The sequence below is a fragment of the Caulobacter sp. 05L422 genome, assembly GCF_056397765.1.
Genome location: NZ_JBFTOB010000007.1, coordinates 59,703 through 81,993, shown reverse-complemented (window position 1 = coordinate 81,993; position 22,291 = coordinate 59,703). Strand labels below are relative to the sequence as shown.

Here is a 22,291-nt window from a genome sequence, read left to right as displayed (position 1 = left end):
TTCAGGCTGTGGCGCCGCATGCGCTTGCGACTCGTGGGCTGATGCGTCATAAGGCGGTCATAAGCAGGACTTCGGCCACTATCGTGAACCGGCCGAGCCTCCGCTTTCAGAGCGGCCCGATAGTGTTTTTCCGGGTTTTCTGAGGGCGTTTTTGTCGGGGGGCGGTCCGCCCTCGCCGCGCAGGACACGAGTTTTGTATATCAAGTCGCAGACGTGCGCAGACGCGCGCGCGCTGATCGGCGCCGTATTGGTTGGGTCGGCCACGGGTCTGGCCCTCGGCGGCGTTTACCTTGCGGGGGGCATGGCCCAGGCCGCTAGTCAGCACGCTCGCGTATCTCGCCTGGCCGACGGCGCCGAGGGGAACTTCTCCGACGCGGCGCTGTATCAGGCCGCGTCTCGCATGGACGCCGGCGCGCTGGCCATCGCCCGCCGCCACGATCCCTACACCATCTCCGGCGGCGCCCAGCGCGACCGGCAGTCGGCCCTCCTGGTCGAGCGTCTCGAACAGCGCCAGCAGACCAACGGCGACCGCCAGCCCCTGATGCTTCGCACCAGCTTCGGCGGTCCATTCAATCCCGCCGTCGCGCCGTTCCGTCTAACCAACGCCCTGGAAAGCTCGCGTGAACTCGAGTGCCTTTCCGAGGCGGTCTATTACGAGGCCCGCGGCGAGACCCCGAGCGGCCAGGCGGCCGTGGCTCAAGTCGTACTAAACCGCGTACGCCACCCTTCGTTCCCGAAATCGATCTGCGGCGTGGTGTTCCAAGGCGCCTACAAGCGGGTCGGTTGCCAGTTCAGCTTCGCCTGCGACGGCTCGATGCGCGCCCGCCGCGAGCCGGGCGCCTGGAACCGGGCCCAGAAGGTCGCCTCGCGCGCCCTGTCGGGCGCGGTGATGACCGAGGTCGGCGCCGCCACCCACTTCCACACCACCGGCGTCGCGCCGGGCTGGGGCCCGCGCCTGCTGCGCGTCGCCCAGGTGGGCATGCACGTGTTCTACCGCTTCGGCGGTCGCTCGGGCGCGCCGGACAGCTTCAGCCGCACGCCGCGTCCGTCGACGGCCGACGAGCTGCCGATCGTCACCCTGGCCAGCCTGCCGGCCACGACCACAGCCGACGGCAAGTCCGCTCCGATCCAGCTGGCCAGCGCCGTGGTGATCTCCTCGCCCGACAAGCCGGCCACGGTTCCGGGCGGCATGGGCGGTCCGCTGGGTCCGACGTCCGAGCCCGCCTCGGCCCCGGCCATGCACCCGACCAAGACCTCGTCCCCGTCGTCGGGTGATGCGGTCAAGTCTGCGTCAGGAGCGGCCGTGACCGGAGCTGCTTCCTAAGCGCTCCGGGCATGTGGTTGCTGGCGAAGCGCATCTGCTTGGCCCGCTTGCCGACGAAATAATGCAGCTCCTTGCCGTGGACGGCGCGCCAGATCACCTCGGCGGCGTCCTCCACGGGATAGACCGGCAGGCCGCCGCCCCGCAGGGTGTCGGCCATGCTCTGGTTGCTGCCCGGCGCCCCGGCGTTGAGGATCGGCGTCTCGACGAACCACGGCATCACGCAGGCGACGCTGACGCCGTACGCCTTCCACTCGACGTCCAGCGCCTCGGACAGGCCCCGCACCGCGAACTTGGTGGCCGAATAGACCGCCAGGCTGGGCGAGCCGTACAGGCCCGCGCAGGACGAGATGTTGATCAGCCGCGAGCCCGGCGTGGCCTTCAGCCAGGGCAGGGCGGCGCGGGCCCCGCTGATCACCCCCTTGATGTTGATGTCCAGCTGCAGGTCGACGTCGGCGTCCTCGTGGCTGTCGAACGGGCCGAACTTGGCGACGCCGGCGTTGTTGAGCAGCACGTCCAGGCGGCCCTCGGTCAGCGTGGCGAAGTCGGCCAGGACGGCGGTCCAGGCCGAGCGGTCACGGACGTCCAGCCGGAAGGTCGCGCCGTTCTCCGGGCCGACGGCCAGGAGGGCGGCCTTCAGGCCCGTCGTGTCGATGTCGGACAGGCCCACGAACCAGCCCTCGGCGGCGAAGCGTTTGGCGCTGGCCAGGCCGATGCCGCTGGCGGCCCCGGTGATGAAGACGGCCTTGCGGCCCTTTGCTGCGCTCATTGGCGTCCCTCCCGTTTTATTTGTTATCGCTGATCAGACGCCTGGGAGGGCGGGGCGGTCAAGGGTGTGGGCGCGGTGGGGACACGCGGCGAGCGCATGTCCCCGGGCGCGGAAGGGGACATGCGCTTGCCGCGTGTCCCCATGAGCGGCCCTAGTCCGTCTGGTCGTCGGTCTCGGCGTCGGGACCGTTCTTCTTGATCGACTCGATGGCGTTCTTGGCCGCCGATTTCGACGCGTAGCCCTCGGTCCAGAAGATGGTCTCGCCGTTGTAGGTGAAGTAGGCGACGAACTCGCCGCCCTTGTTCTTCTTGATCAGAAACTTGTGGGCCATGGGGATCGCTCCTTGTGCTCTTACTGTGTCGTCAAGCCGACGCGGGCACCGTCGACCCGGGCGGGACGGGCGTCAATCGCGCGCCGCTTGCTTCCGGCCCCGCGGGCGCATCTTTTACAATTCCTTCTTTCGGAGCCGCCCATGACCCCGGACCAACGCCTCGACCAGTTGTCGCGCGACCTGCTGGCCACGCCCTATGGCGGGCTGACGGAGGTGCAGAAGAGCGTCATCGACCTGATCGCCGCCGAGGCCCCCACGGGCCTGAACAAGGCGCTGCTGGCCGACGACCGCACCTACTGGGACCGGCTGGCCGACAAGGTGGCGGCGGTCGGCGGCTCGTGGGCGTTCATCGGCGGCTTTTCGCTGTGCCTGGCGCTGTGGATCGGGCTGAACGTGGGGCTGAAGCCCCTGCACCTGTCGTTCGACCCCTATCCGTTCATCTTCCTCAACCTGATCCTGTCGACCGTGGCCGCGATCCAGGCGCCGGTGATCATGATGAGCCAGAACCGCCAGGCCACGAAGGACCGGCTGAACGCCGAGCACGACTATGTCGTCAACCTGCGCGCCGAGCTGGAGATCATGCGGCTGCACGACAAGCTGGACGCCCTGCGCGAGCAGGAGGTGGTCGAGATCCTGCGCTGCAACACCGAGGCGTTAGAGATCCTGAAGGCCCAGGTGGCGCGGATGGCGGAAGAGCGCGGCGCGTAACGAAAAAGGGCGCGCCGGCTGACCGGCGCGCCCCTCGTCTTGTCGAAGCCTTAGAACGCGAAGCGCGCGCCGACCAGGGCGCCGGGGCCGGTCATGCTGAGCTTCTCTTCCCGCTCGCCCGACGGGCTGGTGGTCTTGATCTTGATCGAGCCGGTGTACTGGTAGCGGCCCTCGACGAACAGCGAGATGCGCGGCGCGACGGCGAAGCTGGCGCCGGCGATGCCTTGCAGGGTCAGGGCGTCGCCCTTGTCGTCGATCAGGTCGTCGCTGAACTTCACCTGGGCCACGCCGATGCCGGCGCCCAGATAGGGCTTCACCGGACCGGCGACCGGGAAGTCGTAATAGCCGTTGATGTCGACGCTGAGGGTCTCGACCTTGCCGTCGGTGACGCCGATCTTCGCGCCGTTCAGGGTGACGACGGTGTCGCTGTTCTGGCTGCGATAGCCCAGGGCGATCTCGGCGCGCCAATTGCCGCCGACCGTCGAACCCCAGGCGATCGCGCCTTGAGCGCCGGCGTCGACGTCGCTGTCGGCCTTGTAGCCGCCGGCGAAGCTGTAGTCGTAGTCGGTCTTGCCGATGAAGCCGCCCGAGACCGAGATGTACTGGCTGGCGGCGGGCGCGGCGGCGGCGGCCGGAGCGGGCGCCGGGCCGGCGGTTTGCGCGACGGCGGCGCCGGCCATGGCCAGGGCGGCCACGGCGGTGGTGATGAACAGACGCATAGGTATTTCCCCCGAAATAGGTACTGGTCCGTGAATCGGACTTCGTTCCGGTAGAGGGGTTCACCGGTGTCGTAAATCAGAGGTTGTTCAAGCTAGACCGTTTGTTACGGGCTATGGCGCCGATGCAACAATTGGTTGCGAGGGCGGTTGCGAGGCGCGCGCGGCGCGTCTCAGGGCTTGCGGCGGCTGGCCGAAGGCGCGGACAAAAGCCCGGCGCATGCGCTCCTGGTCGCCGAAGCCGGTCTCCAGAGCCACGTCCTCGACCTGCAGGGGCTGGCTGTCGAGCAAGGCGCGCGCCGCCTCCACCCGCAGGCGCTCGACCGCCTTGGCCGGGGTGGCGCCGGTCTCGGCCGCGAACAGCCGGGCGAAGTTGCGCGGGCTCATCGCCGCCTGTTGCGCCAGCTGCTCGACGGTCAGGGGCAGGGCCAGGTTCTCGCGGGCCCAGGCCAGCAGGCCGTCGAAGCGTCCGCCCTTCATCTCCAGCAGGGCTGAGAATTGCGACTGGCCGCCGGGGCGGCGGTGATAGACCACCAGCTGCTGGGCGGTGCGGCGGGCGACGTCCTCGCCCAGGTCCGCGCCGATCATCGCCAGGGCCATGTCGATGCCGGCCGTGATGCCGGCCGAGCTCCACAGCGATCCGTCCTGGACGAAGATCCGGTCGGGCTCCAGCCGCACGGCCGGATAGCGGCGCTGGAAGTCCTGCGAACGCCCCCAGTGCGTGGTCGCCCGGCGGCCGTCCAGCAGGCCGGCGGCGGCCAGGATGTAGGTCCCCGAACAGACGCTGGCCGTGCGCCGCGCGGTGCGGAAGGTCGATCGCGCGAAGGCCAGGGTCTGCTCGCAGATCGCGGGAGACCGCGTGCCCTCGCCGCCCGAGACGATCAGGGTGTCCAGCGACGGGGCGTCTTCGAAGGCGCTCGCGATCATCGCCACGCCCGAGGAGCTGGGCACGGCCCCCGGCTGGCGGGCCAGCAGGTGCAGGCGATAGGCGCCCGGCACGAACCGCCCGGCGATCTCGAACGCCGAGATCGGGCCCGCCGCGTCCAGCAGCTGGAACTGGGGGAAGATCAGGAAGCCGATGTCGCGGGTCATGGCGCGTCTCTCAGGCCGGTCTTGGCTGATATCGAGGGAACTATGTCATTTCTGTCAGACGCTAGGCGGGCGATGCTGCGGCGTCAACAGGAGGGCCTGCCCATGCCGAAACCCGCGCCGTTCCACATCGTGTTCGCGTTGTTCCCCGGTGTCACCCACCTGGACTTCACCGGCCCCCATCAGATCCTCTGCCGCCTGCCCGGCGCCCAGGTGGTGGTCGCCAGCGAGGCGGGCGGCGAGATCGAGGCCGACGGTCTGGTCTTCGCCCACCTGCCGCGGCTGGCCGACGTCGAGCATTGCGATCTGCTGTGCGTGCCCGGCGGTTTCGGCACGACCCAGGCGATGGCGGACGAGGCCTTCCTGGCCCAGGTCCGCCGGCTGGCGGCGGGCGCGCGTTACGTGACCTCGGTCTGCACCGGCTCGCTGCTGCTGGGCGCGGCCGGGTTGCTGGTCGGCAAGCGGGCGGCCTGCCACTGGGCCTGGCGCGACCAACTGGCCCTGTTCGGCGCGACGCCCGACCCGGCCCGGGTGGTGCGCGACGGCGACGTGTTCACCGGCGGCGGCGTGACAGCCGGCATCGACTTCGCCCTGACCGTGGTGGCCGAGATCGCCGGCGAGGAGACCGCCCAGGCCATCCAGCTGGCGGTGGAATACGCGCCGCACCCGCCGTTCGACTCCGGCCGCCCCGAGACCGCCCCGCCCGCCGTGCTGGAGCGGATCACGGCGGTCTACGGCCGCGGCATGGACGAGCGCTGGGCCGCGGCCCGGACGGCGGCGGAGGCGTTGAGGGTCGACGCATGAGGCTGCTGCGATCGCCGTTCTGGGCGCCGCCCTCCCGGACCTCGCGTCCGGGATCCGCCCCTGGGCCGCAGGCCTGGCGGGAGCGGCTCGCCGGCGAACCGTCCATATCTCGAGGTCAAGCTGGGCAGCGGGTTTCGGGCGCGAGGCCCGGGGCGACGGCCGGGGATGCGAAAACCGCCCAGACTTGATCCGAACACGAACCTGCCTCAAAACGCTTGTGTGTCGGAGACATCACGCATGCGTCGGATGAAGTCGTTTCTCGTCGTGCTGACCGCGGCCGCTGGCCTGGCGGCCGGTCTGGCCGCCGTTTCACCGGCGTCGGCGGAGGACGCGTTCACCTACGGCGTCTGGCGCAATCCCAAGAACACCGTCCATGTCGAGATCAAGCCCTGCGGCGGCGGCCGCGCCTGCGGCAACGTGATCTGGGCCAACGAAGACGCCAAGGCCGACGCCAAGAAGGGCGGCACGCCCAACCTGATCGGCCTGCAGCTGCTGCGCGATTTCCAGCTGCAGAAGAACGGCAGCTGGAAGGGCAAGGTCTTCGTGCCCGACCTGAACATGACCCTCAGCGGCACCGCCGATTTCCCCGACGCCAGCACCATGAAGGCCAAGGGCTGCCTGCTGCTGTTCTGCAAGTCGCAGACCTGGCGCCGCGTGGACGTGGTGGCGGCGAGCACGCCGTCGAGCTGATATCTCTCAATTCCGCTCATCCCGGCGAATGCTGGGACCCAGATGGAATGGCGGTGTGGCTGACGCCAAGAGCGTCGAGCCCTTCCAATCAGCCACTCAGATTTAGGATCTGGGTCCCGGCATTCGCCGGGAAGAGCGGATCTATTGACCCGGATCCAGCTCCGGATAGTGCCGGAAGATCCCCTCGGTGCTGAACGGGATCCGGCGTTCCGACTTCAGATAGGCCGCCGTGTTCGGCCGTTCCGCCACCGCGTCGCGCACGGCGATCACCCGCCCCAGCTTCGGCTCCAGCCGCTTCATCGCGTGGGGGAAGGCGTAGCGCAGGCCCTCGACGGCCTGGAACAGCGACAGGTCGGCATAGGTCAGGTCCTCGCCCGTCAGCCACTGCTTCCCCTTGGCGCCCTTCGGCGCCCGCTCCAGCACCGTCTCGAACCAGCCGAGGTACTTCTTGATCCGCTGGGTGCGGAACTCCTTGGCCCGCCGGGCGGCCTCTTCCTTCTGGTCCTCGTAATAGAGGCCCATGCCCACCGGGTGGTGGACGTCGTGGGCTTCGGCGACCAGGTCGGCGATGGTCATCTGCAGCTGGTTGACCCACAGCCGCCCGCCCTCGGCGCGCGGCGCCAGGCCGTGGCGCAGGCCCAGGTGCAGCAGGATGTTGGCCGTCTGGCCGATCACCAGGTCGCCGTCGACCAGATAGGGCGGGGCGAAGGGCGGATGGTCGCCCTCCGCGAGGTCGGCCATCAGCGCCTCCTCGCCGCCGCCATCGTCCGGATCGCCGCGCGCCACGTCGACATAAGCCGCCCCGGCCTCCTCCAGCGCCAGGCGCACGAACTCGCCGCGTCCCTGGATCGTGGGCCAGTAATGCAGTTGGTAGGTCATGCGGGGGAAATGGACGAGCGGGGGAAAGGATGCGAGCGGCGCGCGATCACCCGCCACTCCCTTTCAACCGTCATCCCGGGCCTTGTGCCCGGGACCCCTGGTTCAGCCGACGGTGCAGCGCCTTGGCGCGCCGGCGCGCCACTCATCCGCACCTGCAGCGGACAGAGGGGTTCCGGGCACAAGGCCCGGAATGACGGCGAGATCTGAGTGATGGTGAAAGAGGATCGCTACCCCACCCGCACGCTCGTCATCGAGATCGCCGCGAACACGTCGTCCGTGAAGAACGACACCGGCTCGCCAGCCGCCTGCGCGCCCAGCACGTAGAGCAGGGGCAGGTAGTGCTCGGCGCTGTTGATCGAGGCGTCGGCGTCGGGGCCCAGGGCGCGCCAGTCGATCAGCGGGTCGTGGTCGCCGGCGGCGATCAGGGCCTTGGCCGTCTCGTTGAAGCGCGGGGCCCAGTCGGGGACCTCGCCGGTGCGGAAGTTCACGGCGCGCAGGTTGTGGACGATGTCGCCACTGCCGACGATCAGCACGCCCTCGTCGCGCAAGGCGGCCAGGCGCTTGCCGGCCTCGTAGTGCCAGCGGTCGGGGCGGCCGCGGTCCAGCGAGAGCTGCACCACCGGCACGTCGGCGTCCGGATACATCGGCCGCAGCACGCCCCAGGCCCCGTGGTCCAGGCCCCGGGTCGGGTGCTGGACGACCGGATCGGGCGACAGGATTTCCGCCACCCGCTCGGCCAGGGCCGGATCGCCCGGCGCGTCGTAGCGCACGTCGAACAGCGCCTGGGGAAAGCCGCCGAAGTCGTGGATGGTCTCGGGACGCTCGGCCGCGCTGACCGCGCTGGCCCCGCGCGTCTCCCAGTGGGCGCTGATCATCAGCACCGCCTTGGGGCGCGGCAGGTCCCGGCCCAGGTCCGCCCAGGCGCGGCTCCAGGCGTTGTCCTCGATGGCGTTCATCGGCGAGCCGTGGCCGAGGAACAGGACGGGTTGGCGGGCGGTCATGAGCGGTGGTCCAATTAGATACTGTATGAGTTACAGATAAGGCGTCGATTGCGGACTTCAATGTCGAGTCCTTCTCCCCCTGCGGGAGAAGGTGGCCGCCGAAGGCGGTCGGATGAGGGGTTGAAAGCCCTGTCCGCCAAGCCTGTGCGACCCCTCACCCGACCCGGCTCCGCCGGGCCACCCTCTCCCGCAAGGGGAGAGGGGAAGTCGCGCGAAACCGCGCCCCTTCGGCCACAGTCTCAGGCTGTGTCGCCGTGACGCGCGCTCCGGAGTCACACGTGCTTTCCCGGGGCGTCCGGCTTTGTTAAGGCGAGAGCGTTGTGAACGTACCCGTCCTTCCCCCCATGACGCCTGACGAGGCGACGCCCGCGCCCGCCGCCGTGGCCGTGGCAGAGCGCCCGGCCCGGATCGCCACGCGCGGCGGCGCGCTGGACCTGCTGCGGCTGCTCGCCTCGCTGTTGATCGTCATCTACCATTTCGGGGCCGAGGGCCCGATGCGCATCGAGCGTTTCGGCCAGGTGTTCTCGCGCGGTTTCCTGGCCACAGACTTCTTCCTGATGCTGTCGGGCTACGTGCTGGGCCGGGCCTACGGGGCCTCGACCCTGACGGGGCGGATCAGCCACGGCCGCTTCTGGGTGCGCCGGGTCGGACGGGTCTGGCCGGGCCACCTGATCGTGCTGGCCATGATGGCCGCCCTGGTGCTGGTGCTGAACGCGGCGGGCACCGACGCCCACAAGCCTTCGCGCTTCGCCTGGGACCAGCTGCCGGTCCAGGCCCTGCTGGTCCACGCCTGGGGCTTCAACAGCGACGGCTGGAACCTGCCCAGCTGGTCGCTGTCGGCCCTGGTGGTCTGCTACGCGCTATTCCCCTGGCTGTGGCGGGCGGCCGACAAGGTGCGCTGGCCGTGGATCCTGCCGCTGGCCGGGGCCCTGGCCTTCGCGGCCTGCGAGGTGGTGGCACGGCTGGTGTTCGACCACGCCCTGTCGGATCTGCAGTTCCGGTTCGGCGTCGTGCGGGCCCTGCCGCTGTTCATCCTGGGCGTCTGCCTGGCGCGGGCGGTCGAGATGAACTGGCCGTCCGAGCGGGCGGCCAAGGTGCTGCTGATCGGCGGCTTCGTGCTGCTGGTCGCCATGCAGCCGCTGGACCGCTACGCGCTGCCCGACGAGCTGATCTTCGACATCCCGTGCCTCGCCGCCATCGCCGCCATCGTGCTGGGCGCGGGCCGCCTGCCGGTCCGCCGTCCCAGGGCCTGGATCGAGGAGGGCGCCAAGCTGTCGTTCGCCCTGTTCATCACCCACATCTTCGTGGGGGTGATCTATTGGAGCGCGGTCCACAAGCTGATCGAGACCGTGCCGATCGGCATCGGCTGGCAGTGGCTGATGTGGCTGGCCTCGTTCCCGATCGCCATGGGCGCGGCCTGGCTGTTCCACACCTATGTCGACCAGCCCCTGCAGGACCGCCTGGCGCCGTGGCTGCGGGGCAAGCGGTAGGGGGCGGGGACATGCTTGCGCGTGTCCCCAGATCTCGCACTGCCGCCGTTGGGGACACGCGCAAGCGCATGTCCCGGATCCTAGCTAATCCCTCAAACTGCTGAACACGAACCCCCGCGCCGCCGCCCGCTGGTGGCAGGCGTGGCAGGCGGTGTCCTGGCTGGCGGCGATCCCGGGGCGGGGCGCGCGCTCGCCGGCGGCGAACTCGGCATAGCCCCAGCCGTCCGTCGCGGCGAACCGCCGGCTGTCCCGGACCATCACGTCGACATGCCGCCGCGCCCCCTGGCCGGTGACGCCGCCGCCCCGGTCGACCGCCTCGATCAGGTCGTAGACCAACACCGCGCCGTCGGGAAAGCGCCCATCCTTGTAGCCCTGCAAGGCCATTGGATTGGCGTAGATGTGATGGAAGCCGCCGTTGACCGCATAGGCCGGGGCGTGGGGGCCGATCAGGCCGGTCGAGACGTGGCGCCAGGCGCGATAGCCGTCGGGGAAGTCGGGGCTGGGCGCGGCCGTGTCAGCGCCGGCCAGGCCGAACGCCGCCAGCGCGATGATCAGGGCGGCCGCCTTCATGCCTGGGTCCCTCCGCGTCGGAGGAGGCGTCGCACGGGTTGGTCCGGCCCGCGACCGTCCGTCTGCGAAACGCGGACGGCATGCGGCGAAGGGCGTCCGGCGCGCCTTGGTCGTCAGACGATCGGAGGGATCAGTCTTCCTGGGCGGCGGCGTTCTGCGCCCGGACCTCGTTGCGGTGCTTCTCCAGCACGCTGGCCAGGCCCTGCAGGATGGGCTCCTGCAGCGTGGGATTGTCCGGCGCGCGGTGCAGCAGCTTAATCGAGGCGATGTAGACCTTGATCCCGGCCAGCACCGAGGGCGTCAGGCTGTGGGCCTCGTCCAGCAGGTCGCACAGCGAGCGGGCGGCGATCTGGACGGCCTCGTTACGCTCGGCGCCGCTGAGGCTGACGATGTCGCCGGCCCGGGCGTACAGGCCCTCGATCAGGGCCGCCTCGTCGAGGCCGGAGGCCAGCAGCGTGTCGAGCGCGGTGATGTAGTCGTCGATCCCGGTCAGCGAAGGCTCGCGCAGGATCTCCATCGTGACGTCGGCGCGCTTGAGGGCCTCGGCCACGTACATGCCGCCTTTCTGGGTCATCAACTGACCCAGGCGGGGTTTCATGCGGCTCTTCTTGACCTCAATCATGCGATCGACTTCATAGGTTTGATCAAAGCGTCCAGCTCGTCCTGGGACATGTTGTGGCCTCCGGACTCGCCCAGTTCAATGGACTGATCGTCGCGGCGCCGACCGTCCGGGAACTCCACGGGCGGGCCTTGGTTGCGCCAGCGACGGTCGGGCCCGACGTAGGTCTCGCACTCGATGAACATCCGATCGCCCTTGGCGACCCACAGAATGCGCTCGAGCATGATGGTCGGCGAGATCGGCTTGGTGACGATGAAATTGGCGCCGCAGTCCCGGGCCTTCTCGACCTGGCTGCGACGGGTGTGGGAGGTGACGATGATCACCGGCGTCATGCGGTTGGCCTCGTCGGCCTCGCGGCGCAGCCAGCGGGTCAGGTCGTAGCCGTCCAGCTCGGGCAGGTTGCCGTTGGTCAGGATCAGGTCGAAGGCGTGGTACTTCAGCTCTTCCTGGGCTTCCCTGCCGTCGGCCTTGCGCACGATGTTGCGCAGGCCGAAGCTGGTCAGCACCCCGACCAGGATGTCGAGCGACTGCGGATTGTCGTCGACGATCAACGCCTTGGCCTTGTCGAGATTGATGTACTGACTTGGCTGCAAGACCCCGACGTGCTCCGGCCGCCCGGCGATGCGCAGGGACCGACACCGTATGGCGGAAGACGGTTAAGAAACCGCTGTTTCGGAAGGGATGGGGCGGATTGTCGCGCCGCCCGGCCCCGCCCGGTCAGGTCAGTCGAAGGCCGTCGTGTTCAGGGCGTTGGACTGCTGGGCGCTGAGGCGGCGGACGATCTGGATCAGCACCAGGCAGAGCACGACCCACAGCAGATCGCTGACCAGGTCCAGGCCCGCCACGAACATCGAGGCGGCGGCGTCGTGGGCGCGCATCTGCAGGCGGAAGCTGGTGTTGTCGAGCATCGAGGTGGCGATCCACAGGCCCCACCACCAGCGCAGCACCGACGGGGTGTCCTGGCTGCGCCAGGACTGGGGCGAAAGGCTGACGCACCAGGCGTCGTTCATTGCCTGGAACGGCTTGTAGAGGTTGGCGAAGGGCACGAAGTACCAGCCGATCGACCCGGGCGGCGACACGCGCAGGCCGCTGGCCAGGGTGTGGCTGTTCATGGTGACGCGATAGATCCACTTCAGCGTCAGGAAGCCGCTGACCAGCATGGTCGCCAGCAGGACGAGGCCGGACAGGCCGCTGATCAGGTCCGCCGTCTCCAGGCCGGGCAGGGTTTCCGACATCGAGACCGGCGCGTCGGGCGGAACGCGCGACAGGCCGTGAAGCTGGATGACGTTGGCGACCATGTTGAGCGCCGTCGAGGCCAGGCGGATGTACAGCCACAGCACGACCGTCTGGCCCAGCGCGCGCGGGTCGCGCGCGACATACGTCTTCTTCGTCTTGGCCATGATCGCCCCCAAAGCCCCGCTTCGCGTCTAGCGACGTTCGGGCGACCCGGATCGCCCCCAAAGCCCCGCTTCGCGTCTAGCGACGTTCGGGCGACCCGGCAACTCGGCTCGCGCCTGGGGTGTCGCGCCAAGGGGGCGTCAGGCGGCGTCCAGGCCGATGTCCATGACCAGGGCCGAGTGGGTCAGGGCGCCGACGCTGATCACGTCGACCCCGGTCTCGGCGATGGCCCGCACGGTGGTCAGGTTGACGCCGCCCGAGGCCTCCAGCACCGCGCGGCCCTTGGCCAGGGCCACGGCGGTCTTCAGGTCGTCGAGGCTGAAATTGTCGAGCATGACGACGTCGGGGCCGTGCTTCAGCGCGTCTTCCAGCTGGTCCAGCCCGTCGACCTCGACCTCGACCTTGACCAGGTGGCCGGCGAAGGCGCGGGCCCGGCGGACGGCCTCGCCGACCCCGCCGCAGGCGGCGACGTGGTTGTCCTTGATCAGGATGGCGTCATCCAGGCCGAAGCGGTGGTTGATCCCGCCGCCGCAGCGCACGGCGTACTTCTCCAGGGCCCGCAGGCCCGGGGTGGTCTTGCGGGTGTCGACGATCGTGGCCTTGGTGCCCTCGACCAGGCGGACATAGGCCCGGGTCAGGGTGGCGATGCCCGACAGCTTGCCCAGCAGGTTCAGGCCTGTGCGCTCGGCGGCCAGCACGGCGCGGGCGTTGCCTTCCGCGCGGGCCAGGATCGCCCCGGCCGTGGCGTCGGCGCCGTCGGGGGTGACGACCTGGAAGCCGGCCGTCGGATCGAGGGCGGCCAGGGCCAGGCGGGCGCAGGACAGGCCCGCGATCCGGCCGTCCTGCCGTGCGGCCCAGACCACCGACAGCCGGGCGTCGGCGTCGATGCAGGCCTGGGCGGTGATGTCGCCGGCCCGGCCGAGATCCTCGGCCAGGGCCATCTCGATGATCGGGCGGACCAGGAGGTCGTCGAGGGGGGTGATGGTCATTCGGCGGCGTAACGGACCGCGCGGCCCGCTTCCTGGTCTTGCAGGGTGACGAAGGTCCGCTCGGCCGCGGCCGTGGCGGGGAAGTCGGCGCGGAAATGGCCGCCTCGGCTTTCCTGGCGGACCAGGGCGGCGCGGGCGATCAGCTGGGCGGCGACCAGGGTGGGCGCCGCGCCATGGGCGGTCTCCAGGGCGTCGAGCACCGCGATCAAGCGGGAGAGGCCGTCGGCGTCGCGGATCACTCCGGCGTCGCGGCTCATCGCCTGGCGCAGGAGCTGCAGCGCGCTGTCGGGCAGGTCGGGCGCGGGATCGGCCGTCAGCGGCTCGCCGCCAAGCGTGAGGCTCCTAGCCGCCCTGCCGGCGCGGGCCCCGAACACGGCGGCTTCCAGCAGGCTGTTGGAGGCCAGGCGGTTGGCGCCGTGCACGCCGGTGCTGGCGCATTCGCCGGCGGCCAGCAGGCCCGGGAGGCTGGTGCGGCCGTCCAGGTCCGTGGCCACGCCGCCCATGTGGTAGTGCACGGCCGGAGTCACCGGGATCGGCTGGACGCGGGGATCGACGCCGGCGCTCATGCAGGCGGCGAACACGGCCGGGAATTCGTGCGGGAAGTGGGCGCCCACCGCCGTCGTGGCGTCCAGGAACGCGCCGCGACCGGCCGCGCGCTCGGCGTGGATGGCGCGGGCCACCACGTCGCGCGGGGCCAGCTCGCGGGCCGGATGGTAGTCGGCCATGAAGGCCCGGCCGGTCTTGTCCCGCAGGATCGCGCCCTCGCCGCGCAGCGCCTCGGTGGCCAGGGGGGCGGGGTCGCGGCCGATGTCGATGGCCGTGGGGTGGAACTGCACGAACTCGGGATCGGCGATCTCGGCCCCGGCCAGGGCGGCCAGGCCCAGGCCCTCGCCGCGCACCTGGGCGGGCGTGGTGGTGACGGCGTAGAGGCCGCCGACCCCGCCGGTCGCCAGGATCACGGCGGGGGCGATGATCTCGACCAGGACGCCGTCGATCTCGGCGATCAGCCCGACGACGCGGCCGGTGTCGTCCTGGAGCAGCCGCCGGGCGCGGGCGTTCTCGCGGATCTCGACGGTCGGGGCGGCGCGGACGGCGGCGATGACGGCGGCCATGATCGCCGCCCCCGCGCCGTCGCCGCCGACCCGGGCGACCCGGGCCTTGGCGTGGGCGGCCTCGAGGCTCAGCACGAACCCGCCCTCCTTTCCGTCAACGGGGGCCTGGCGGTCGAAGGGCGCGCCCAGGGCCGCCAGGGTGCGCACGGCGGCGGGGCCCTCGGTGGTCAGCAGCGCGACCGCCGCCGGATCGCACAGGCCGGCGCCGGCGGCGATGGTGTCGGCGGCGTGCAGGGCCGGGGCGTCCTCGTCCGACAGGGCCGCGGCCATGCCGCCCTGGGCCCAGGCGCTGGAGCAGCCGGTCGCCAGCGGCGTGGGCGACAGCACCAGCGCCTTGCGCGGCGCGCAAGCGAGGGCGGCCGTGAGGCCCGCCAGGCCCGCCCCGAGGATCACGGGGCCGTCGAAGGTGATGCGATCAAGCATGGACTTGCTCCAGGGCCGCGCGGTGACGCTCGGCCGACGCTTCGTCAAAGCAACAGAAGATCACTTGGGCCGGCTTGGGGCCTTGGAAGGCCGCGACGGTGGTCACGGCGATCTGGGCCGCCCGGTCGGCGGGGAAACGGTAGATCCCGGTCGAGATGGCCGGAAAGGCGATGGTCTCGAAATCCTTGTTGGCCGCGATCTCCAGCGACCGGCGATAGCAGCTGGCCAGCAACTCCGGCTCGCCGTTGTCGCCGCCGTTCCAGACCGGACCCACGGTGTGGATCACCCAGCGGGCCGGCAGGCGGAAGCCTTCCGTCAGCTTGGCGTCGCCGGTCTTGCAGCCGCCCAGCATGCGACCCGCAATGGCCAGCTCGGGACCGGCCTTGCGATGGATGGCGCCGTCAACGCCGCCGCCGCCCAGCAGGCTGGAATTGGCGGCGTTGACGATGGCGTCGACGTCCAGGGTCGTGATGTCGGCCTGGATGACGCTCATCTTCGCCATGGTCAGATCAGCTCCACGTCCACGTGGTGCTGGGCTTTGACCAGGTCGTAGCGGGCCGGAACCAGCGGCGGCGGCAGGTCGATCATCCGTTGCACGGCCAGTTTGGCGCGGATCTGGACGCTGGGATCGACCGTCACCTCGTACTGGTCGTACAGCAGGGCGTCGTGGATGTTCCGCAGGCTGATCCGCTTCATGTGCGGGCACATGTTGCAGGGGCCGATGAACTGGGTGCCGGGCGACTCCGCCTGGACGTTGGAGGCCATCGAGCACTCGGTGATCAGCACCACCTGCTTGGGCTTCCTCAGCGCCACGTAGTCGTTCATCGCCGCCGTGGAGCCGGCGAAGTCGGCCGCTTCCAGGATCTCGGTCGGGCACTCGGGGTGGGCCAGGATGTCGGCGCCGGGATAGGCGGCGCGCATGTCGGCGATGTCCTGGGCGGTGAAGCGCTCGTGCACCTCGCAGCGGCCGGCCCAGGCGATGATCTTGACGCTGGTCTGGCGCGCCACGTTGCGGGCCAGGAACTCGTCGGGGATCAGGATCACCTTGTCGACGCCCCACTCGCGCGCGGCCCATTCCACCACCTGCACGGCGTTGGCGCTGGTGCAGCAGATGTCGGTCTCGGCCTTCACGTCGGCGGTGGTGTTGACGTAGGTGACGACCGGGATGCCCGGGTGGCGCTGCTTGATCAGCCGCACGTCGGCGCCGGTGATCGAGGAGGCCAGGCTGCAGCCGGCCCGCAGGTCGGGGATCAGCACGCGCTTCTCGGGGGCCAGCACCTTGCTGGTCTCGGCCATGAAGTGCACGCCGGCCTGGACGATCACGGCCGCGTCGCACTTGGCCGCCTCGCGGGCCAGGGCCAGGCTGTCGCCGACGAAGTCGCCCACGCCGTGGAAGATCTCGGGCGTCATGTAGTTGTGGGCCAGGATGACGGCGTTCTTCTCGCGCTTCAGCCGATTGATCTCGGCGATCAGCGGCGCGTGCAGCTGCCATTCCAGCGGAGTCACGTGGTGCTTGACCTTGTCCCACATGCCGGCGGTCGCCGCTTCGACGTCGGGCGTAAAGGCCAAACCTTTCGGGAGGGGGGGCGCGAAACCGTCAGCCATGTGAACCTCACTTATGCTCAAACTGAGCATTTCAAGGGCCTCAAAAAACGCCGGAAACGGAGGATAAATCGTTAAGTCCCGCTCCGACGTCGCCCCTTATGCTGAAATTGAGCAAAAGGGATGAAAGACATATAGACCTTCCGAAGCCGATTGCAAAGCGTGAGCATGAAATTCCGTGTTCGGCGCGGTCGGACGCGGTTGGCGGCTGCGGCCGTGCCCGCCGCCTCCGACGGGTCAGCCGCCGGCGGCGTCCACGACGATGGCCACCGTCTTGCCTCGGGACAGCGGGTCCCAGCCCGCCGCGATGGCCGATGCGATGGCGTTCGCCACGAGTTTCGGATCGACCTGCGTGGCCTTCAGTTGCGGCGCGCCGTACCGGGGATGGGGGCCCGGCGGGAACTCCACCACCGCTTCGCGTTGCCCTTCGACGTGCCGCACGGCGATCGCCATGCCCTGCAGCACCGGGGCGTCGCTGGACCAGCCGGGCTGGCGATGAATCCGCCAGACATACGGCTCTCCGCCGACCTCGATCTCAAGTTCAGGGGCTTGCTTGCGTGCCATTCCAGGGTGTTAGCCCTTCAGGCGCGTCCAGGCCACCCCCGTCCCCTCGCAGCGTCCCTTCATCGCGCCGCCGCGCGGATTTCCGCGACGGTCCGTTGCGGGACCTGGAGATGCGGATAGTGGCCGACGCCCGGCAGCACCGTGAGCTCGGCGCGGGCCTTGTCGGCGAACTCCGCGCCCATCGCCTTGCTGATGTAGAAGTCTTCGGCGCCCCAGACGACCTTCATCGGCGTCCTCAGCTTGGCCAGGTTGGCTTCGAAGTAGGTCTGATCCCGCGTGAAGCCGGCATAGTAGTGGGCGAAGGCGTCGGCCGAGGTCATGCCGCCATGGCTCCAGCCGCGGGCCATGTCCGCCTTGAACGCCGCGGACGCCTCGAACTGGACCGCCTTGGGCAAGCCGCGCCGGAACGCGTTCTCCAGGATCTCGTCGCGATTGAGGTTCAGCTGGACCCGGGTGGGTTCGGCCGACGGCGGGGACTTCAGGGCCTGCAGGCTCGGATACATGTAGGCGGGGCGGTCGAAGGGCGCGAAGTCGCCCACGATGATCGTCCGGGCGATGTCCGGCTCGTCCAGCGCCGCCAGCAGGGCCGGAAGGGCGCCGATGTCGGTGGCGTAGATGACCAGCTTGGAGCAATCGATGCCGGCCTTGTCGATGTAGGCCTTCAGGACGCGGGCATAGTCCCTGGGCGTGTAGGCGAAGCGGTCGACGGCCGGCCGCGACGACAGCCCGAAGCCCGGCCAGTCGAAGGCGTGGACCTCGAAGTCGTCGCCGAGGGCCAGAGAAACCTCGTCCCAGGCGTGGAGGGTTTCGGGAAACCCGTGCAGCAGCAGGACGGTCCGCCTGGCGTCCGGATTGCGGACCACCATCCGCCGCAGCGTCAGGTCGGCGTCGAGCGGGAGGTTGCCGATCTCGGCTCGCGGGCGCGGGGGCTCGGCGTGGGCCGGCGTCGCCGCCGAGCCGAGCATGAGCGCGGCCGCGAACCCCATCGCCTTCATTGCGGTGGTCATGACACGTCTCCTCTGTGTGCCGGGACTAGTGGTTGTGGCCGCCGGGCGTGCCCGGGGTCCCCGGGACGACGAACGACACGGTCTGGCCGCTCAGGACCCGGTGGTCGGGCAGCGCCAGTTCGAGCAGGATCTTGTGCGGGCCGGGGGGCAGGCCGACGACCACGACCGTCTGGTCGTCGCTGGCGTCGGCCCAGTGCCAGGGCAGGTCGTCGACGGTGACGTGCAGGTGGCCGGCGCGCGGCGAGACGTCCAGGGCGCCCGCGCCGAAGATCGGCAGGATGCGGAAGTTCTCGGTGCGGTACGGGATCAGCACGGAGCCGGCCGCCAGGCGCGCCGGGATCGGCGGCTCGACGATCAGCTTGGGCGGGGGCTCGTTGGCGATCGGCAGGAACACCGAGGCCGCGGGCTGGGCCGACGCGGTCTGGACCGTGGCGGAGGCGAGGAGGGCGGCGCCGACGAGGGTCGCGGCCAGGGTCTTGGCGAGCAGGGTCATGGGGATCTCTCTTGTGTGGGGCGGTGGGCGAGGGGGAGCGCGCCGGGCGCGGCGCGCGCCGTGAGGGCCTAGAGGGGCAGGGGCGCGCCCGATTGCTCGGCGGCGATGTAGGCGGCGTACCAGTCGGGCCAGTTGATGTCGTAGGCGCCGCCGGTGCGGGCCTCATGCTCGCCGTGGGCCTTGGCGGCGCGGCGCAGGGCGTCGACCAGGTCCTCAATGGAGCCGAAGCTGGTCACGCCGGAGTCGATGCGGCCCGGGAACCGCGTGGTCACTTCCTGCAGGAGCCAGCTGTTGCCGTCCGGGTCGCTGAAGGTGGCGAACGAGGCGTAGCTGCGGCGGTCGGGGTCGGGGCCGTCCTGGCGGGCGTCCGGGTCGAAGCGATAGCCGCCGTTGCGGTCGTGGAAGACCGCGCTGACCTCGACGCCCTTGGCGGCCAGGCCGGCGCGGGCCGCGACGATGTCGGAGACCGCCAGGAAGGTCAGTTGAGCCGAACCCGGCGCCGAGGGCGAGACGCCCGTGCCGAACATGACCGAGGCGGCCGAGCCCGGGGGCGTGAAGTGGACGATGCGGGCGTCGCCTTCGCGGTGGTCGACGTCCAGGCGCCAGCCCAGCTTTTGGTAGAAGTCGGCGGCGCGATGAACGTCGGAAACGGGCAGCAGCAGGACTTCGAGCTTGGTGTCGAAAGCGGCCTGGACCGGAGCGTCGGCTTCGGGGCGGTCGAGGATCTGGGCGATGGTCATCGGGGTGTTTCCTTTGGTTCGTGTTTTTAATTCGGTATCGATTCATTCGGTACCGATGCAAATGCGCCCATGCAATCGACGTGTCAATCTCTTTCGATTTAATCGGTATCGATTTATATAGGTGGCGAACGATCACGAAGCCGAGAGACGACGCCCATGACCGCTTCCGCCCAGACCGCTACGCCCCCGGCCGCCAAGACGCCCGGCCTCGACGACTTCCTGTGCTTCGCCGTCTATTCGGCCAACCTGGCCTTCGGCCGCGCCTACAAGCCGCTGATCGAGTCGCTGGGACTGACGTCCTACACCCAGTTCATCGCCATCGTGGCGCTGTCCGAGGAGGACAACCAAAGCGTCGGCGCGCTGGGTGAAAAGCTGTTCCTGGAGTCCAACACGCTGACGCCGATCCTCAAGAAGCTCGAGGTCCTCGGCTATGTCAGCCGTCGTCGCGATCCGGCCGACGAGCGCCAGGTCATCGTCAGCCTCACGCCGGAAGGCCGGCGCGTGCGGGAGGCGGCCCGCGCGCCGCAGGCCAGCTTGCGGGTCGACAGCGGCCTGGGCGACGACTTCCCGGTCGTGCAGAGATTGATGGTCAAGCTGCGCGACAACCTGCTCCGCGCCCTGCGGGGCCGGGCCTAGACCTTCGCCTTGCCGCCCTTCTTCGCCTCGGCCAGGGCGGTCTTGGCCGGCGCGTGGCGGTCCCAGGCGTCCGCCATGGCCTGGGCCAGGGCGTCCAGGGCGTAGGGCTTGCGCAGCAGCGGCCAGGGGGTCTCGTGGGCGCGGACCAGTTCCTGGCCGGTATAGCCGGAGCTGAGCAGGATCGGCAGTTCCGGCCGCTCGCTGGCCAGGACGATGGCCAGGTCGACCCCGCTCTTGCCGCCCGGCATGATCACGTCGGTGATCACCAGGCCCAGGGTCGGATCGGCGCGGGCGATGGCCAGGGCCTCGTCGGCGTTGGACGCGCGGCTGACCATGTGGCCCAGCTCGTCGATCATCGCCGCGATCAGCTCGCCCACGTCGGCGTCGTCCTCGACCAGCAGCACGTGCGAGCTGGCGCGGGTGGCCGGCGGCCGGACCGCCAGCACCTCGACCGGCGAGAAGGCCTCGCGCACCGGCAGCAGCATGGCCACGGTCGTGCCCTGGCCCGGCTCGGAGGTGATGGTCACCTCGCCGCCGCTCTGGCGCACGAAGCCGTAGACCTGGCTCAGGCCCAGGCCCGTGCCCTTGCCGATCGGCTTGGTGGTGTAGAAGGGCTCGAAGGCCCGCTGCAGGGTCTCGGCGTCCATGCCCTCACCGGTGTCGACCACGGCCACGCGCAGATAGCGGCCGGCCGGCAGTTCGCCCTGGGGCTCGGCCAGGTCGACGCCCTGCGAGGCGACGGTGATCTCGCCGCCGGCCGGGGTGGCGTCGCGGGCGTTGACGACCAGGTTCAGCAGGGCGGCCTCGAACTGGCCGGAGTCGGTCAGGGTGGTGCGGCCCCCGGCCTTGAGGTCCAGGGTCAGGTCGACGCCTTCGCCGACCGCGCGGCGCAGCAGGCTCTCGCTCTCGGCGATCATCGCGTCGATCCGGCAGATCTCCGGGTTCAGCGGCTGGCGGCGGGCGAAGGCCAGCAGGTGCTGGGTCAGCTTCTCGCCGCGCCGGGCCGCCGACTGGGCCGCGCTCAGCATGCGGCCGCGGCGCGCGTCGTCGTCGGGATTGCGCTCCAGCACGTCCAGCGCGCCGATGATCACGGTCAGCAGGTTGTTGAAGTCGTGGGCGACCCCGCCGGTCAGCTGGCCGATGGCCTCCAGCTTCTGCGACTGGGTCAGGGCGGCCTGGGCGGCGTCGCGCTCCGACAGCGCCTCCTGCACCCGGTCGGCCAGCAGTTCGTTCAGGCCGGTCAGCTTGACCTCGGCCTCCTTGGCGTCGGTGACGTCGAAGGCGATGCCGATGAAGCCGATGAACTCGCCGCCGGGCCCCAGGCGCGGCTGCGAGAACGATTTCAGCCAGCGCATCTCGCCGTCCGCCCGGCGATAGCGGCCCTCCAGGCTGAAGGCCTTGCGCGACGCCTCGCCGCCGATCTGGGCCTTGAGGATCTTGTTCAGGTCGTCGGCGTGCAGGCGCGAACGCCAGTCCAGCACCAGGGCCTCGTCATAGGTCACGCCCGCGAAGCCGACATAGGCGGCGTTGACGAAAATCCGCACGCCGTCCTCGCCGCTGATCCACATCAGGGCCGGGGCGCTGTCGGCCAGGGCGCGGAACCGGGCCTCGCTCTCGCGCAGGCTCTCCTCGGCGCGGCGGCGCTTGGTGACCTCGTAGTTGACGCCCAGGATGCGCAGGGCGCGGCCGTTCTCGTCGCGGATCACCTCGCCCTGGCCATGGATCCACCGCTCGCCGTCCGGATGGTCGGCCAAGCGGTATTCGACCTCGTAGCGCGGGCCGCTCTTCACCGCCTCGCGGATCCTGGCCCGGATCATGTGGCGGTCGTCGGGGTGGACCACGTCGGTCAGCGCATTCATGTCGAGCGGGCCCTCGACGGCGATGCCGAGGTTCTTGCGGGCGGTGGGCGACAGGTTCAGGACGTCGTTCTCGAGATCCCACTCCCAGGGACCGACCCCGGCCGAGTCCTGGGTGATCTGGAGGCGGGCCTCGGCCTCGATCTGCAGGCGACGGGCGTCGGCCAGGCCGACCACGCTGACGCGCAGGCCGGCGGCCACGGCGGCGGTGATCAGCGAGGACACCGCGAACAGCACCAGGGTGGCGATCTCGTCCTCGCCGAGCCCGCCGCCCCGCGGACCGCCCCACAGCCACAGGGCGAAGCCCATGCCCGCCGCGACCGGGACCAGCCCCCAGCGCCAGCCGGCATAGAGGGTGACCAGGATGATGGCGGGGAAGAAGGTCAGGGTCGCGCCGACGCCGCTGGACAGGCCCAGCAGGGCGATCCTCAGCCCCATCGCCGCCAGGATCGCCGCCACGGTCACCAGGGCCGCGCGCCAGGGC

General features: G+C 70.2%; 25 protein-coding genes. 6 read left to right on the top strand and 19 right to left on the bottom strand.

The genetic code is table 11. The annotated features are described in order from the left end of the window. Positions 1-193: 193 nt before the first annotated feature. On the top strand, positions 194-1,324 hold the full coding sequence (locus AC1DMQ_RS08725) for a cell wall hydrolase (protein WP_477033162.1): 1,131 nt from the start codon (positions 194-196) through the stop codon (positions 1,322-1,324). Here the strand turns inward: AC1DMQ_RS08725 and AC1DMQ_RS08720 are convergent. Then, entirely contained in the window at positions 1,281-2,090 is an 810-nt protein-coding gene (locus tag AC1DMQ_RS08720) for an SDR family oxidoreductase (RefSeq protein WP_477033161.1), read from the bottom strand. The two genes, AC1DMQ_RS08725 and AC1DMQ_RS08720, sit on opposite strands and share 44 nt — an antisense overlap. A 151-nt stretch (positions 2,091-2,241) precedes the next feature. Beyond that, positions 2,242-2,421, bottom strand: a complete 180-nt coding sequence (locus AC1DMQ_RS08715; RefSeq protein ID WP_477033160.1) for a YegP family protein — start codon at positions 2,419-2,421, stop codon at positions 2,242-2,244. 141 nt (positions 2,422-2,562) lie between these two features. On the opposite strand from AC1DMQ_RS08715, the gene AC1DMQ_RS08710 reads away from it, so the two are divergent. Further along, positions 2,563-3,129, top strand: a complete 567-nt coding sequence (locus AC1DMQ_RS08710) for a DUF1003 domain-containing protein (RefSeq protein ID WP_477033159.1) — start codon at positions 2,563-2,565, stop codon at positions 3,127-3,129. Positions 3,130-3,179: 50 nt separating this feature from the next. Here AC1DMQ_RS08710 and AC1DMQ_RS08705 read toward each other — a convergent pair whose 3' ends face one another. After that, a complete protein-coding gene (locus AC1DMQ_RS08705; RefSeq protein WP_477033158.1) occupies positions 3,180-3,848 on the bottom strand; it encodes an outer membrane protein in 669 nt (222 codons plus the stop codon). A 111-nt stretch (positions 3,849-3,959) separates the two neighbouring features. Then, a complete protein-coding gene (locus tag AC1DMQ_RS08700; RefSeq protein WP_477033157.1) occupies positions 3,960-4,937 on the bottom strand; it encodes a GlxA family transcriptional regulator in 978 nt (325 codons plus the stop codon). Positions 4,938-5,039: 102 nt separating this feature from the next. Between AC1DMQ_RS08700 and AC1DMQ_RS08695 the strand changes: the two genes are divergently transcribed. Both AC1DMQ_RS08695 and AC1DMQ_RS08690 read left to right on the top strand, forming a co-directional pair. Next, a complete protein-coding gene (locus AC1DMQ_RS08695; protein ID WP_477033156.1) occupies positions 5,040-5,738 on the top strand; it encodes a DJ-1/PfpI family protein in 699 nt (232 codons plus the stop codon). A 237-nt stretch (positions 5,739-5,975) separates the two neighbouring features. Next, positions 5,976-6,428 (top strand): DUF2147 domain-containing protein, encoded by a 453-nt coding sequence (locus AC1DMQ_RS08690; RefSeq protein WP_477033155.1) that lies wholly within the window; start codon positions 5,976-5,978, stop codon positions 6,426-6,428. A 141-nt stretch (positions 6,429-6,569) separates the two neighbouring features. On the opposite strand, the gene AC1DMQ_RS08685 is transcribed toward AC1DMQ_RS08690, so the two are convergent. Then, positions 6,570-7,307 (bottom strand): glutathione S-transferase, encoded by a 738-nt coding sequence (locus AC1DMQ_RS08685; RefSeq protein ID WP_477033154.1) that lies wholly within the window; start codon positions 7,305-7,307, stop codon positions 6,570-6,572. 227 nt (positions 7,308-7,534) lie between these two features. Next, positions 7,535-8,308 (bottom strand): 4,5-DOPA-extradiol-dioxygenase, encoded by a 774-nt coding sequence (ygiD, locus tag AC1DMQ_RS08680; RefSeq protein WP_477033153.1) that lies wholly within the window; start codon positions 8,306-8,308, stop codon positions 7,535-7,537. Positions 8,309-8,628: 320 nt separating this feature from the next. On the opposite strand from ygiD, the gene AC1DMQ_RS08675 reads away from it, so the two are divergent. Further along, positions 8,629-9,798 (top strand): acyltransferase family protein, encoded by a 1,170-nt coding sequence (locus tag AC1DMQ_RS08675; protein WP_477033152.1) that lies wholly within the window; start codon positions 8,629-8,631, stop codon positions 9,796-9,798. Between the two features lie 84 nt (positions 9,799-9,882). Here AC1DMQ_RS08675 and AC1DMQ_RS08670 read toward each other — a convergent pair whose 3' ends face one another. The 12 genes from AC1DMQ_RS08670 to AC1DMQ_RS08615 form a co-directional block, all read right to left on the bottom strand. Next, entirely contained in the window at positions 9,883-10,368 is a 486-nt protein-coding gene (locus tag AC1DMQ_RS08670) for a cytochrome P460 family protein (RefSeq protein ID WP_477033151.1), read from the bottom strand. Positions 10,369-10,498: 130 nt separating this feature from the next. Continuing rightward, positions 10,499-10,966 (bottom strand): hypothetical protein, encoded by a 468-nt coding sequence (locus AC1DMQ_RS08665; protein ID WP_477033150.1) that lies wholly within the window; start codon positions 10,964-10,966, stop codon positions 10,499-10,501. Between the two features lie 20 nt (positions 10,967-10,986). Further along, a complete protein-coding gene (locus AC1DMQ_RS08660) occupies positions 10,987-11,580 on the bottom strand; it encodes a response regulator (RefSeq protein ID WP_477033149.1) in 594 nt (197 codons plus the stop codon). A gap of 129 nt (positions 11,581-11,709) precedes the next feature. Next, entirely contained in the window at positions 11,710-12,387 is a 678-nt protein-coding gene (locus AC1DMQ_RS08655; RefSeq protein ID WP_477033148.1) for a DUF4328 domain-containing protein, read from the bottom strand. A 138-nt stretch (positions 12,388-12,525) separates the two neighbouring features. Further along, a complete protein-coding gene (gene nadC, locus AC1DMQ_RS08650; protein ID WP_477033147.1) occupies positions 12,526-13,374 on the bottom strand; it encodes a carboxylating nicotinate-nucleotide diphosphorylase in 849 nt (282 codons plus the stop codon). Then, a complete protein-coding gene (locus AC1DMQ_RS08645; RefSeq protein WP_477033146.1) occupies positions 13,371-14,909 on the bottom strand; it encodes an L-aspartate oxidase in 1,539 nt (512 codons plus the stop codon). The genes nadC and AC1DMQ_RS08645 overlap by 4 nt, the downstream gene beginning before the upstream one ends. Continuing rightward, a complete protein-coding gene (locus tag AC1DMQ_RS08640) occupies positions 14,902-15,411 on the bottom strand; it encodes an O-acetyl-ADP-ribose deacetylase (protein WP_477033145.1) in 510 nt (169 codons plus the stop codon). Before AC1DMQ_RS08640 ends, AC1DMQ_RS08645 begins: the two co-directional genes overlap by 8 nt. Before the next feature lie 2 nt (positions 15,412-15,413). Further along, the gene (nadA, locus tag AC1DMQ_RS08635; RefSeq protein WP_477033144.1) at positions 15,414-16,514 is read right to left on the bottom strand and encodes a quinolinate synthase NadA; all 1,101 of its coding nucleotides are present in this window, start codon (positions 16,512-16,514) and stop codon (positions 15,414-15,416) included. A gap of 234 nt (positions 16,515-16,748) precedes the next feature. Continuing rightward, complete coding sequence (locus AC1DMQ_RS08630) at positions 16,749-17,075, bottom strand: hypothetical protein (protein WP_477033143.1); 327 nt, start codon at positions 17,073-17,075, stop codon at positions 16,749-16,751. A gap of 59 nt (positions 17,076-17,134) precedes the next feature. Further along, positions 17,135-18,082, bottom strand: coding sequence for an alpha/beta fold hydrolase (locus AC1DMQ_RS08625; RefSeq protein ID WP_477033142.1), 948 nt, complete (start codon positions 18,080-18,082; stop codon positions 17,135-17,137). 25 nt (positions 18,083-18,107) lie between these two features. Continuing rightward, positions 18,108-18,575 carry a DUF6130 family protein gene (locus AC1DMQ_RS08620; RefSeq protein WP_477033141.1) on the bottom strand — a complete coding sequence of 156 codons (468 nt, stop codon included), beginning with the start codon at positions 18,573-18,575 and terminating at the stop codon, positions 18,108-18,110. 68 nt (positions 18,576-18,643) lie between these two features. Further along, positions 18,644-19,315 carry a VOC family protein gene (locus AC1DMQ_RS08615; protein ID WP_477033140.1) on the bottom strand — a complete coding sequence of 224 codons (672 nt, stop codon included), beginning with the start codon at positions 19,313-19,315 and terminating at the stop codon, positions 18,644-18,646. A 156-nt stretch (positions 19,316-19,471) separates the two neighbouring features. Here AC1DMQ_RS08615 and AC1DMQ_RS08610 point away from each other — a divergent pair, with 156 nt between their 5' ends. After that, entirely contained in the window at positions 19,472-19,951 is a 480-nt protein-coding gene (locus tag AC1DMQ_RS08610; protein WP_477033139.1) for a MarR family winged helix-turn-helix transcriptional regulator, read from the top strand. On the opposite strand, the gene AC1DMQ_RS08605 is transcribed toward AC1DMQ_RS08610, so the two are convergent. Next, positions 19,948-22,272: a hybrid sensor histidine kinase/response regulator gene (locus tag AC1DMQ_RS08605; protein ID WP_477033138.1), complete on the bottom strand. Its 2,325-nt coding sequence runs from the start codon at positions 22,270-22,272 to the stop codon at positions 19,948-19,950. The genes AC1DMQ_RS08610 and AC1DMQ_RS08605 overlap by 4 nt on opposite strands. Positions 22,273-22,291 lie beyond the last annotated feature (19 nt).